The sequence below is a fragment of the Herminiimonas sp. genome (assembly GCF_030655415.1).
Genome location: NZ_JAURVN010000011.1, coordinates 13,741 through 26,766, shown reverse-complemented (window position 1 = coordinate 26,766; position 13,026 = coordinate 13,741). Strand labels below are relative to the sequence as shown.

Annotated in this window: 15 protein-coding genes; 6 read left to right on the top strand and 9 right to left on the bottom strand. The window is 49.6% G+C overall.

Annotated elements, in window-relative coordinates; genetic code table 11:
• The first annotated feature begins 65 nt into the window (after positions 1–65).
• Both Q7T66_RS08575 and Q7T66_RS08570 read left to right on the top strand, forming a co-directional pair.
• Positions 66–941 (top strand): ATP-binding protein, encoded by an 876-nt coding sequence (locus Q7T66_RS08575; protein WP_304932923.1) that lies wholly within the window; start codon positions 66–68, stop codon positions 939–941.
• A 72-nt stretch (positions 942–1,013) separates the two neighbouring features.
• Positions 1,014–1,418, top strand: a complete 405-nt coding sequence (locus Q7T66_RS08570; protein WP_304932922.1) for an NUDIX domain-containing protein — start codon at positions 1,014–1,016, stop codon at positions 1,416–1,418.
• A 58-nt stretch (positions 1,419–1,476) separates the two neighbouring features.
• Here Q7T66_RS08570 and yacG read toward each other — a convergent pair whose 3' ends face one another.
• From yacG to ispB, 7 genes are all read right to left on the bottom strand, one after another.
• Positions 1,477–1,671, bottom strand: coding sequence for a DNA gyrase inhibitor YacG (yacG, locus tag Q7T66_RS08565; RefSeq protein ID WP_304932921.1), 195 nt, complete (start codon positions 1,669–1,671; stop codon positions 1,477–1,479).
• 13 nt (positions 1,672–1,684) lie between these two features.
• Positions 1,685–2,440 (bottom strand): cell division protein ZapD, encoded by a 756-nt coding sequence (gene zapD, locus Q7T66_RS08560; protein WP_304932920.1) that lies wholly within the window; start codon positions 2,438–2,440, stop codon positions 1,685–1,687.
• Positions 2,441–2,620: 180 nt separating this feature from the next.
• Complete coding sequence (gene coaE / locus Q7T66_RS08555) at positions 2,621–3,247, bottom strand: dephospho-CoA kinase (RefSeq protein WP_304932919.1); 627 nt, start codon at positions 3,245–3,247, stop codon at positions 2,621–2,623.
• Positions 3,248–3,251: 4 nt separating this feature from the next.
• Positions 3,252–4,115 carry an A24 family peptidase gene (locus tag Q7T66_RS08550; RefSeq protein ID WP_370691630.1) on the bottom strand — a complete coding sequence of 288 codons (864 nt, stop codon included), beginning with the start codon at positions 4,113–4,115 and terminating at the stop codon, positions 3,252–3,254.
• Positions 4,115–5,347, bottom strand: a complete 1,233-nt coding sequence (locus Q7T66_RS08545) for a type II secretion system F family protein (RefSeq protein ID WP_304932917.1) — start codon at positions 5,345–5,347, stop codon at positions 4,115–4,117. Before Q7T66_RS08545 ends, Q7T66_RS08550 begins: the two co-directional genes overlap by 1 nt.
• 15 nt (positions 5,348–5,362) lie before the next feature.
• A complete protein-coding gene (pilB, locus tag Q7T66_RS08540; RefSeq protein WP_304932916.1) occupies positions 5,363–7,087 on the bottom strand; it encodes a type IV-A pilus assembly ATPase PilB in 1,725 nt (574 codons plus the stop codon).
• A 254-nt stretch (positions 7,088–7,341) separates the two neighbouring features.
• On the bottom strand, positions 7,342–8,331 hold the full coding sequence (gene ispB, locus Q7T66_RS08535) for an octaprenyl diphosphate synthase (protein ID WP_304932915.1): 990 nt from the start codon (positions 8,329–8,331) through the stop codon (positions 7,342–7,344).
• Positions 8,332–8,584: 253 nt separating this feature from the next.
• On the opposite strand from ispB, the gene rplU reads away from it, so the two are divergent.
• From rplU to proB, 4 genes are all read left to right on the top strand, one after another.
• On the top strand, positions 8,585–8,896 hold the full coding sequence (gene rplU / locus Q7T66_RS08530; RefSeq protein ID WP_112990891.1) for a 50S ribosomal protein L21: 312 nt from the start codon (positions 8,585–8,587) through the stop codon (positions 8,894–8,896).
• 38 nt (positions 8,897–8,934) lie between these two features.
• The gene (rpmA, locus tag Q7T66_RS08525) at positions 8,935–9,192 is read left to right on the top strand and encodes a 50S ribosomal protein L27 (protein WP_304932914.1); all 258 of its coding nucleotides are present in this window, start codon (positions 8,935–8,937) and stop codon (positions 9,190–9,192) included.
• Positions 9,193–9,284: 92 nt separating this feature from the next.
• Complete coding sequence (gene cgtA, locus Q7T66_RS08520; protein ID WP_304932913.1) at positions 9,285–10,394, top strand: Obg family GTPase CgtA; 1,110 nt, start codon at positions 9,285–9,287, stop codon at positions 10,392–10,394.
• A 132-nt stretch (positions 10,395–10,526) separates the two neighbouring features.
• Positions 10,527–11,645 carry a glutamate 5-kinase gene (gene proB, locus Q7T66_RS08515; RefSeq protein ID WP_304932912.1) on the top strand — a complete coding sequence of 373 codons (1,119 nt, stop codon included), beginning with the start codon at positions 10,527–10,529 and terminating at the stop codon, positions 11,643–11,645.
• A gap of 66 nt (positions 11,646–11,711) precedes the next feature.
• Here proB and Q7T66_RS08510 read toward each other — a convergent pair whose 3' ends face one another.
• Positions 11,712–12,275: a CNP1-like family protein gene (locus Q7T66_RS08510; RefSeq protein WP_304932911.1), complete on the bottom strand. Its 564-nt coding sequence runs from the start codon at positions 12,273–12,275 to the stop codon at positions 11,712–11,714.
• Positions 12,268–12,852, bottom strand: coding sequence for an RNA pyrophosphohydrolase (locus Q7T66_RS08505; protein ID WP_304932910.1), 585 nt, complete (start codon positions 12,850–12,852; stop codon positions 12,268–12,270). Before Q7T66_RS08505 ends, Q7T66_RS08510 begins: the two co-directional genes overlap by 8 nt.
• Positions 12,853–13,026 lie beyond the last annotated feature (174 nt).

Below are 13,026 nucleotides of genomic sequence, written 5' to 3'. Positions count from 1 at the left end.
CTGTAAAGCATGCTTGGAACCGCGCTTTGAAATACGCTTTGAAGTAATTAATTACGCTGAATAACATGACACAACTTGAACAGTTTTTAACCCGTGCCGAAGCTTTACTCGGTCGCCTGGAAGCTATTTTGCCTCCTGCAGTTGCTACGCCGGACTGGAATGCAGGCATCGCCTTTCGCTGGCGCAAATCCAGCGGTAAAGATGGTCGCGGCTATTTGCAGCCGGTTGCGCATTTGTCGCCTATCGCGTTGACGGATCTGCATAACATTGGTCCGCAAAAGCAGCAGATCGAACAGAACACCAAGCAGTTCGTTGATGGTGTTCCTGCAAACAATGTACTGCTGACCGGCGCACGTGGTACAGGAAAATCATCCTTGATCAAGGCTTGCCTGAATCAATTTGCAGACCAAGGTTTGCGCCTGATTGAAGTCGACAAAGATGATCTGGGCGATCTTGCGGATATCGTGGATTTGGTTTCTGGTCGGCCTGAACGCTTCATCATCTTTTGTGACGATCTGTCGTTTGAAGAAGGCGAGAGTGGTTACAAAGCATTGAAGGTGGCGTTGGACGGTAGCATCTCTGCGCAATCGGACAATGTGCTGATCTATGCAACATCGAATCGGCGGCACTTGCTGCCAGAGCGTATGTCGGACAACGCCAGCTACAAGACAGACGACAACGGCGATCTGCATCCAGGCGAGACAGTAGAAGAAAAAATTTCGCTGTCTGAACGTTTTGGATTGTGGGTGACCTTTTATCCGTTCCGGCAAGATGACTATCTGGATATCGCTGCCCATTGGCTGGCCCATTTTGGCTGCAATCCACAGCAGATTGAAGAAGCTAGAACCGCGGCTTTACAGTGGGCCTTGCAGCGCGGTTCACGCTCTGGTCGTGTGGCATGGCAATTCGCCAAGGATTATGCCGGCAAACTGCCGAAGTGATTTACATGGCGTGCAAGATGTATGCTTGCGTGCCGTTTGAACTTGCCCCCTTGATACTTTTCCCGTGCTCTTATGTCTGAAGTCCAGCCTAAACCTATTGATGTCGCAGTCGGTATCTTGATGCAGCCGAATGGCGACGTGCTGCTCGGTCAACGACCAGAGGGAAAACCATACGCGGGTTATTGGGAATTCCCCGGTGGAAAAGTTGAGGCTGGCGAAGCGATATTCGATGCCTTGAAGCGCGAGTTCGTTGAGGAGTTGGGAGTAGAGATTGTTTCTGCAGAACCGTGGTGCGGCGTCGAACATATTTATCCGCATGCGCATGTGCGCTTGCACTTTTACATCAGCCGGGAATGGCGTGGTGATCCGCAAAGTCTGGAAAATCAAGCATTTGCCTGGCAGGGTTGCGTTGGTGTCGAACCGCTATTGCCGGCTACTATTCCATTAATTGAATGGCTCGATAAGTTACGTCAGTGAGTGACGTAAATAGTAGCGCTATTCAGCGAACGCGCTGTTTTAAACGTTGCGTGGCTGATTAAGGTTGTGGCGGTGGAGGAATATCTTCGTCCAGATCGTCCAGTGGATTGACGACTGGAATTACATACTTCTCTTCAGCCCAGGCACCCAAGTCGATTTGCTTGCAGCGATTGGAACAGAAGGGCCGAAACTTGCTTATTTCCGACCATTCCACTTTGGTGCCGCATGTTGGGCAATCAACTATCGTAACCATAAAAACTATCTAATCAAAAACTGCACAAGCTCAGCTCGAACGGCACATCGCCTTCGAACGCTTTCGGTTTCATATCGCCATCTTGCGAGGTAAAACGTATCCACAACATGTATTTGTTGGCGGATATCTCGGGAATCGCACCCAAGCCTTCATCAATATTCAAGCGCAGCATTTGGTAGGCCTTACCTTGCAACATTTGCTGGTAGCTACCTGCTTGCGCAATCATTTTTACCGGACGTCCCGACTCACGTAGCAAGCGCAAGATCATGCCGATTGCGTCGAATAATGGTGCCAGCGGCGTAAACCATTTATTGATATCCGCCAGACGCTGTTCAGCGGAATCATTTTGCCACGCGTAATAGGACGGCAGATCAAATTCGCAAGCGCCGCCTGGAATGATGGTGCGGCCACGTATGCTCATCAGCCATTCATTCTCGCGTATATGCTGGCCAGTTTTTCCTTGTGACGCGACTAGTGCGGTACTGATACGCTCGATGTCGAACAGGATTGCATCCAGCATTTCTGCTTCGACATTGGGATTGGATTTGAATCCGAGTAGGGTTTGCTTCTGACGTTCCAGTTCTTGCAGCAGATCTGATTTGAGATCGGCGCGACCGGCTACTTCCAGCATTTCGAAAATTGTGGAGAGGGCGACGTGATGGTGCTGCGGATGATCATGACCGACAAAGAAAGCGAATTTCTCGTACAGGTCTTCTAACCGCAACAACGTGCGAATACGCTCGTTGAAAGGGTATTCGTAGACAATCAAAGTGGCATCCCTTTAAAGTTTAAAGCGGGCAATACGAGCTAATTGTGTGATTCTGAACGAAGCCGAGGCAAATTACAAATGCAGGTGCAATTTTGTTTGCGATCACTGCGTTTGCATGCCTGGATTTCACGCAATTTCAGCGAATATTAATGTTGATAGACCGTAAGTATAAGAGGATGTTCAACCACAGCCGGCCAGTGACACATATAAATCGTGCAAACGCTGTATTTGCGGGACCAGCGCCGCTGTATCGCTATCGTTGATGATGATCTCATCTGCTGCTGCGAGTCTGGCTTCGCGTGGCGCCTGCGCGGCAATGATGGCGCGTACTTGCGGCTCGGTGAGTTTATTGCGCTGCATCACACGGCGGATTTGCGTTTCTTCCGAACAGTCGATTACCAACACGCGTGACACTCTTTGCTTCCACAATCCGGACTCGACTAGCAATGGCACTACGAACAATATATACGCACCTTGTGCTTGCGCTGCAGCATGTTCGGTTTCTGTGCGGATCAACGGATGAAGAATAGCTTCTAGGCGCTTTTTCTCTGCAGGATCAGCAAACACAGCTTCGCGCATTTTTGCTCGATCCAAAGCCCCGCTAGCTGCGATGAAGTCTGCTCCGAACGCCAGCTTGATCGCGTCGATTGCGCGGCCTCCTGCGACCGTCAGTTGGTGTGCAATCAGATCGGTATCGATTACGGCAGCACCATGCGCAGCAAACATGTCGGCAACTGTACTTTTGCCGCTACCAATGCCGCCGGTCAAGCCTATGGAAAATCGATGCTGGGATGCTGGAGCTGCCATCTGCTCAGTAAAAGCCTAAATACATTTGTGCCAAAGGTTTGCCGTAAAACAAAGTCAGCAAACCGGCGGCTGCGAGGTAGGGGCCGAATGGGATTGGAATATCGCGACCACGTTTTGCCAGCACAATCAATGCAATCCCGACTACAGCTCCGACTAAGGACGATAGCAAAATGATGACCGGTAGCATTTTCCAGCCTAACCATGCGCCTAGCGCCGCTAATAACTTGAAGTCGCCGTAACCCATGCCTTCTTTGCCAGTCACCAGCTTGAATAGCCAATAAATCGACCACAAACTCAAATAACCTGCCGCCGCACCCATCACAGCTTCTTCCAAAGGTACAAAGGCGCCGTTCAGATTGATGAGCAAGCCTAGCCAGAGTAAAGGCAAGGTCAAATCATCCGGTAGCAACTGCGTATCAGCGTCGATAAACGTCATTGCGATCAGAAGATAAGTAAAGACCAGCGTCGCAAGACCGAGCAAGCCGCTACCAAAATGCCAGATCAGCAAAGCTGACAACACGCCCGTTAGTAATTCAACGATAGGATAACGAATCGAGATATGCGTTTTGCAGGCTATGCATTTACCGCGTAAAAATGCATAGCTGAAGACGGGAATATTTTCTTTCGCCGTAATCTGGTGTCCGCACTGCGGACAAGCGGAGCGCGGCATTACCAGATCGTAGCGGTCTTCGTGCGGCAGAGGCTTGCCACTTTCGTGCGCAACGTAGTTGTCGGATTCACGCTGCATCATTTTCGGCATGCGATGAATCACAACGTTGAGAAAACTACCAATCAGCAAACCGAATACACCAGCAACGATTGCGGGTAATACGCTACCCGCAGGCGCAGACCAAAGTAACTCCATCATCAGACCACGGAACCCAGTTTGAAAATTGGGAGATACATGGCGATAACCAAGCCGCCGATGAGGACACCCAGAATGACCATGATCAGCGGTTCCATCAGGCTGGAAAGTGAAGCCACAGCTTCATCGACTTCATCTTCATAAAAGTCGGCAACTTTGCCGAGCATATTATCGAGTGAGCCGGACTCTTCGCCGATCGATACCATCTGCGTGACCATGTTTGGAAATACGTCGGAGTTTTGCATTGCAACAGTCAAGCTGGTGCCGGTACTGACTTCGTTCTGAATTTTCTTCGTTGCATCCAGATATACTGCGTTGCCAGCGGCACCACCTACCGAATCAAGCGATTCCACTAGCGGCACGCCAGCGGCGAACATGGTCGCGAGTGTACGTGTCCAGCGTGCAATCGTCGCTTTACGTATTACTGCGCCAAAGATAGGTGCTTTCAACAGCAATCTATCCATAGTGCGTTGCATTTTCAATGAACGTTTCCACGATTGGAAAAACAGATAGAGGCCAGCAAACAGTAATCCGAATATCAGATACCAATACGAGACAAAGAAGTCGGAAATCGCCATCACCATCAACGTTGGTGCGGGTAGATCGGCGCCGAAACTTTTGAACACTTCCTTGAAGGCAGGTACGACCCAAATCATGATGACTGCGGTCACAAGAAATGCCACGCCTAAAATCGCAACGGGGTAGACCAATGCAGATTTAATCTTTGCTTTGATGGCTAGCGTTTTTTCCTTGTATATCGCAAGTCGCGTCAACAAGTCTTCCAGAATACCCGCCTGTTCGCCTGCGCCAACCAGGTTGCAAAAAAGTGGATCGAAATACAATGGGAATTTGCGGAACGCTTGGTTCAGGCTGGTCCCGGTTTCCACATCCGCACGAATGTCCTGAATCAATTTTGAGACAGATGGATTGTCATTGCCTTTGGCAACAATATCGAATGATTGAAGCAGCGGTACGCCAGCCTTCATCATGGTTGCCAGTTGACGAGTGAACAGTGTGATGTCTTTATCAGAAACTTTTTTCCCGCTGCGATAAGTTTTCTTTTTAACTTTGGTGACCAACACACCTTGCCGACGTAGCGTCGCATTGACGACAGATTCCCCACCTGCACGTAGTTCACCGCGTACGATTTTCCCTGCTTTGTCCTTGCCCTCCCAGACAAAAACAGCCTCCTTGGCAAGTGTGCTGCTTCCAACCTTACGTGCTGAAGTTGCCATCCCTAGACCTCTTTATTATTGGTTTGTACAACCCAGAATTTCTTCCAGGCTGGTCATACCCTGTTTGACTTTTCTCAGGCCTGATTCACGCAAGGTGCGAACGCCATCTTTTTTTGCCTGTGCTTCGATTTCCAGAGAGGTACCGTGATTCAGAATAATGTGTTCGATTTCTTCGCTGATCGGCATGATTTGATAAATGCCCAAGCGACCTTTGTAGCCGCTGCCACTGCAACGCTCGCAACCTACTGGTTTGTAGGGGAGCCAGGTACCATCCAGATCGTCTTCATGAAAGCCTGCTTCCAGCAAAGCCTCATCTGGAATAACAGTAGTCTGTTTGCACGTACAAAGACGGCGAGCCAAACGTTGCGCAGTGATCAAAATCACCGACGATGCAATATTGAAAGGCGCGACGCCCATATTCATCAAGCGGGTTAGGGTCGCAGGCGCGTCGTTGGTGTGCAGCGTCGAGAAAACCATGTGGCCGGTTTGCGCTGCCTTGATAGCGATGTCAGCGGTTTCCAGGTCGCGAATTTCGCCGACCATGATGATGTCTGGATCTTGCCGCAGGAAGGCTTTCAATGCGACTGGGAAAGTCAGCCCTGCACGGTCATTCACATTGACCTGATTCACACCTGGTAAATTGATCTCGGCGGGATCTTCTGCCGTTGAAATATTGATGCCAGGTTTGTTCAGAATGTTCAGGCAAGTGTAGAGTGAGACAGTTTTGCCGGAACCTGTCGGACCTGTGACCAGTACCATGCCGTAAGGTCGCTGAATCGCATTCATCAGCGTTTCCTTTTGATCCTGATCGTAGCCGAGTGCCTCGATGCCCATCTGTGCTTGCGAACCATCCAGAATCCGCATCACGATCTTTTCGCCAAACAGCGTCGGTAAAGTACTGACGCGGAAATCGATGGAGCGCGTTTTCGACATCACAAGCTTCATGCGGCCGTCTTGCGGTACGCGTTTTTCCGAAATATCCAGCTTGGAAATAACCTTGATACGCGAGGCTAATTTTTCCTTGATCGCTAATGGCGGTTGCGCAATATCACGCAGTACACCATCGACACGAAAACGGATGCGATAGAATTTTTCGAATGGTTCAAAATGAAGATCGGATGCGCCAAGGTTGATCGCATCGACTAGAATCTTTTGCAAAAATTTGACGACCGGGGCGTCATCGATATCGGTGGTGCCGCCTTCAGTCGCAGCCTCCAGATCTTCTTCAACGAAATCAATTTCTAGGTCATCGCCTATCAGTTCGTTTAAGTCTTGCTCGGCACTCTGCCCAAGCTTCTCGATCAACTTCAGCAATGTCGAGTGATCGACGATGATAGGTTCGACAGTCAACTGCGTCTGAAACTTGATCTGATCCAATGCCTGGGAATTGGTGGGATCTGAAATCGCAATCAATACCTTATTGCCGCGCTTGGCAAGTGCAATCACGCGCTGACTTTGCATCAGCTTCGCATCAATTATTTTTTCGGGCAGATTGCCGCTATTGAAAGCGGCTAAATCGAGGAGTGGATAACCAAATGTCTGAGAGCAAAATGCCGCTAGCCTTGATGCATTCAAGATATCGCTTTTGAGGAGCGCGTCTATAAATGCAATTTTTTCGCTAGTCGCTTGTTTGGCTATCGTGTCGGCTTGTTGCGGCGTTATTTGTCCAGCTTGCAGCAATGCGCGAGCAAGACCTGACATCGCACTATTTGACGCCGAGCTAGGGAGGACTGCAGCCATTGTATTTATGCCGAATGGATCGATTGAAACATCGAAGGTGCGTTAGATAATGCCTCTAAGCATCTGTTTTGTAAAGATATCGGAGGGCTTGTTACTTCTCTAAACAACAAAATGCAACATTTGGCTTGGGTGCGATACTTTAGGTTGTGATTAGCGATGTGGAGATACTATAAATATCATTCAAAACAATGAGTTTGGCTCAGGTTTTTGTATTTACTTTTTTGAAAAACGGCTTTGATGGCAATCAGTCTAAATTAGTGATTTCGATGAACCGCGAAATCACTCAATTTAAGCAGTGCTTCCTTGAACTTACTCTCAGGTAAGCTAATGATGGATGCACTCGCTCGCGCTGAGGCTTCTTCGGCTTTACGCTTGGTGTAATCGAGCGCACCGGATGTCGTAACGGCGAATAGAACTGCATCGAAATGCTGTTCGTCGCCGTTTTCGATGCAATTACGCACGAGTTGGCGTTGTTCTTCTGTGCCATGTTCCATCAGATAAATCAGCGGCAACGTGGCTTTGCCTTCGCGTAAATCGTCACCCACATTTTTGCCAATATCGTCGGCCTGACCTGAGTAATCCAGTACATCATCAATCAGTTGGAACGCGGTGCCGAGCGAACGGCCATATTCTGCTGCGGCTTCGATTTCTGCATCCGAAGCCCCCGCAATCAGTGCGCCCAATTGGGCGGCAGCTTCGAATAATTTGGCAGTTTTGGAGCGTATAACTTGGGTATAGCGCTCTTCTGAAACATCCGGATCGTGCATGTTCAGCAATTGCAGGACTTCGCCTTCGGCAATCACATTGGTCGCATCAGCCAGGATCTGCATGATGCGGATGTCGCCAACCGAGACCATCATCTGGAAAGCGCGCGAATAAAGGAAGTCGCCCACCAGCACGGATGCTGCATTTCCGAATAGGGCATTGGCAGTTTTGCGGCCGCGTCTTAGTGACGATTCGTCCACAACATCGTCATGCAACAAGGTAGCGGTATGAATAAATTCGACTACAGCGGCCAATTGGTGATGGTCGGTGCCGCGATAGCTGTAAGCGTTCGCTATCAATAAAACCAGCACTGGGCGTATGCGTTTGCCGCCTGCGCTAATAATGTATTCCGCAATTTGGTTGACCAGCGCCACTTCCGAGTGGAGTTTTTGGCGTATCACCGTATCGACTGCGTTCAGATCTGCGGCGATGGGTTGTATGAGCAGGTTTTGTGCGGAAGAAGTAGAAGCGGAAGCCAAGTGTAAGCCTGATGAATGAGCATGGACGAGTGAGAATTATACGACGACAAATGCGGTGAACGCGTGCATGTTGCGGCTAGGGAACGGGTTATTTCTTAAAAGACATGTTTCTTGATACCTTAAAACGGATCTGATTAAGGGCTTTGACCGATAGGGTAAGTCCATGTATAATTGGAAGTTTTCCCGATTCCGTCTGAGTAATTCCGGCGATTCGAAGAGAGAAAAGTCCTTTAATCAATTGATGAGGTTTCACATGTACGCGGTCATAAAAACCGGTGGCAAACAATATAAAGTTGTCGCTGGTGAAAAATTTAAAGTAGAACAGATACCGGCAGACATTGGATCCGAAATCACCCTTGATCAGGTGCTCGCATTGGGCGCAGGAGAAACCATTAAGTTTGGTGCTCCACTGGTTGAAGGTGCTACGGTCCTTGCTACGGTTGTCTCCCATGGTCGTCACGAAAAGGTAACGATTTTCAAGATGCGTCGCCGTAAGCATTACCAGAAGCACCAAGGCCATCGTCAAAATTACACCGAATTGCAGATCGTTTCGATCAACGGCTAAGCCGCTGACTCGGACTAAACAGATACAAGGAGTCAGAAATGGCACATAAAAAAGGCGGCGGCACTACGCGAAATGGTCGTGACTCAGAGTCAAAGCGACTTGGCGTTAAAGTCTACGGTGGTCAAGCTATCAATGCAGGCGGCATTATCGTTCGTCAGCGCGGTACCAAGATGCATCCAGGCGAAAACGTCGGCATGGGCAAGGATCACACTTTGTTCGCATTGACCGATGGCAAAGTAGCTTTTGTTACCAAAGGCGCATTGCAACGTCACTACGTTACAGTATTACCTGCTTAAGTTTTCTTAAGTAAGCGAAGTAAGGCGAAAGCCTTCAATCGAAAGGCTCTGCCCCAGGTAGAGCCTTTTTAGTTTTATGGCGGCACAATATTATGAAGTTTATCGACGAAGCAAAAATCGAAGTCATTGCCGGCGATGGCGGCAACGGCGTCGCCTCCTTTTGTCGTGAAAAATTCAGGCCGTTCGGCGGCCCGGATGGCGGTGATGGCGGCAAGGGTGGCAGCATATTTGCGGTTGCAGATCGCAACATCAATACGCTGGTTGATTTCCGCTATTCAAAAATGCACAAGGCGCGCGATGGTGAAAACGGTCGCGGTGCGGATTGCTACGGTAAAGGCGCGGACGATATCAAACTGCGCATGCCGGTTGGCACGCTGATCATCGACAACAATGACGGTGAATTGATTGCCGATCTGACCGAGCATGGCCAGGAAGTCTTGATTGCCAAAGGCGGCGAAGGCGGCTGGGGCAATATCCATTTCAAATCATCGACCAATCGCGCTCCACGTCAGAAGTCTGAGGGCAAAGAAGGCGAACGACGTGAACTGCGGCTTGAGCTGAAAGTGCTCGCCGATATCGGTTTGCTCGGTATGCCGAATGCAGGTAAATCTACCTTCATTTCTGCTGTCTCAAATGCACGGCCGAAGATTGCTGATTATCCATTTACGACTCTGCATCCAAATTTGGGCGTGGTACGCGTTAGTCACGAAAAGAGTTTCGTGATCGCCGATATTCCTGGCCTGATCGAAGGTGCATCGGATGGCGCCGGTTTAGGTATTCAATTTCTGCGTCATTTGCAACGTACACGTTTGCTGTTGCATATCGTCGATCTGGCGCCCTTCGATAATGTCGATCCGGTCAAAGAAGCCAAGGCGATCGTCAAAGAATTGAAAAAGTACGACGAATCCTTGTTCGATAAACCACGCTGGTTGGTTTTGAATAAGCTCGACATGGTTCCTGATGAAGAGCGCGTAAAACGCGTGAAAGATTTCGTCAAACGCTTTGGCTGGAAAGGTCCAGTCTTTGAAATTTCGGCACTAACACGTGATGGTTGTAGTGAGCTGGTAACCGAGATCTACGACTATATTTCGGTGCAACGTCTGGCAGAGCAGCGTACAGAAGAAACACCACAAATGGTGGAAGAAGCGCGCGGCATTGATTCGATTGATCCGGATGACCCGCGGTTTAAAATCATCGATTGAAGTAGGCATTAAACGGATTGCCACGCTAGTGGCAATCCCGCATTAAATAATAAAATTGCGAAGATATGCAGCGCTCAGGCAATGCTGAGCGACTGTTCAAGCAACGATAAAAACAGCGCCGGATTACAAAGCATGAACTCTGTCATTCAACAAGCCAAGCGCGTCATCATCAAGGTTGGTTCTTCTCTAGTCACTAACGATGGCAAGGGCTTGGACGCAACTGCTATTCAAAAATGGGCAGAGCAAATTGTCCATCTCCGCAGTCTCGGTAAAGAAGTGGTGCTCGTCAGTTCGGGTGCGATTGCCGAAGGCATGCAACGTCTTGGTTTCGACAAACGTCCGACTGGCATCCATGAATTGCAGGCATGCGCCGCAGTAGGCCAAATGGGCCTTGCACAAATTTACGAAACCAGTTTCCGCCAACACGATGTGCGCACCGCGCAAGTGTTGTTGACGCACGCAGATCTTGCTGATCGCGAGCGTTATCTGAATGCACGTTCGACGCTGTTCACCTTATTGCGTCTCGGCGTCGTGCCTATCATCAACGAGAACGATACCGTCGTTACCGATGAAATCAAGTTTGGTGATAACGATACTTTAGGTGCGCTCGTAGCCAACTTGATCGAAGGCGATGCCTTGATTATTCTGACTGATCAGCGTGGTTTGTTTACTGCTGATCCACGTAAAGATCCCAATGCAGAATTTGTGCATGAAGCCAAGGCTGGCGATTTAACACTGGAAGCAATGGCGGGCGGGGCAGGTAGTAGTCTGGGTCGCGGCGGCATGTTGACTAAAATTCTTGCTGCTAAACGCGCTGCTCTATCAGGAGCGCATACCGTGATTGCCTGGGGGCGAGAAGATCGCGTCTTGAGTCGGCTTGCTGCTGGCGAAGCGATAGGTACACAACTGACGGCACAAACCGCACAACTGACTGCCAGAAAGCAATGGATGGCCGATCATTTGCAAACAGCCGGCAAGGTTGTGCTGGACGCTGGTGCTGTCCAAAAATTAACTGCGGAAGGTAAATCACTTTTGCCTATCGGTGTGACCGATGTCAAAGGTGAGTTTGGGCGTGGGGACGTGATTACTTGCGTTGATACCGATGGCCGTGCGATTGCGCGCGGCATGACGAACTATACAAGTTCAGAGACGCGTCGCATCATGCGAAAATCTTCTACGGAGATTCTGTCTATTCTTGGGTTTGCCGAAGAGCAGGAATTGATACACCGCGATAATCTGGTGCTTGTCTAAAAATACTTGGCGCGATCTACGATCAAAAACCGTGATCAGTGCTTCTTCAGCAGATCGCGCCAATATTCATTCGCGTAACAAACCGTCTATCAGTGTTTTGCCGGACTTGAGTCTGTAAAGCATGTCTTTTTCGTTTCCGACTACTGTCAAATTACTGCAGAAGTAATCTGCTGACAGCGCCGCATGCTGGCGGTTTGCATTGCCGCGCACGATGGGATCCCACTGATTACGGCGCGATGGCGCCCAAGTGCCGTCATCTCGTCCAAGTGCGTAGACTTTCTTTTCATATGATGCGCAACGAATACCTTCATAGCTGATATTTTTTGCGCCGCCCGGGCTGACAGCGACCAATGTATAGCGCACTACGCCATCTTTGCCGATGGAAAGCGATTTAGCATCCACAGCAAATTTCTGAGTCGCCGTTGGTCCAACGTAGAACGGCAGCAGATTTTCATCCTTGGGCGCTGGCGGCAACTCGGCCTGGATTTCTTCCCAAGGTTTGGCTTCTTCCTCGTCGGGAGTTTTATTCCATTCCAGCTGTTGGGCAATCGAAATTTGCGCCGTAGCTAATAGACTTAGCCCGAGCAATGCAGGCATTAGTTTGCGTGATAGCAGAGAAAATTTATTCATTTTCAGACTTGGTCTTTTCAGTAGATGGCTCGTCGGGTTTGCGCGGTGTATGCGTTTGCCGCAGGTAGCGAGCCGTATTATGAGTAGGGCCAGGAGGATGTGCCGGACGCGACAAAAAGCGTGACAACTCTTGCAACGCTCGTTGATAAACATCGCGTTTGAATTCGATCACTACATCGAGCGGAACCCAATAGTCATGCCAGCGCCACGCGTCGAACTCAGGATGTTCGGTCATGCGTAAATTGACATCGCAATCCCGCCCAACCATACGCAGCAAAAACCAGATTTGTTTCTGGCCTCTGTAATGACCGCGAATTTCCCGCTTGATGAAATGATCCGGCACCTCGTAGCGCAACCAGTCGCGCGTACGCCCGATGATTTTGACGTGCTCCGCCCGCAAGCCTACTTCTTCTTCCAGCTCGCGGAACATTGCCTGTTCGGGTGTTTCGCCGAATTTAATCCCGCCCTGTGGAAATTGCCACGAGTGCTCGCGCACCCGTTTGCCCCACCACACTTCATTTTGGGCGTTGATCAAAATAATGCCGACGTTTGGGCGAAAGCCTTCACGATCAAGCATATTGCACCTCAAACTTTCTGCGGCTAACTTACCCTCTATCGAAATCGGCTATACGACCTTATACCGTCGCACGCACGATGGCGTGCGAACAACGGAGGTAGTAATCAATTGTGCGAAGAGTGGGTGCATCAGCCAGCTAATCCTTTAAAATTGAGTTGATTATAACCTTCTCTC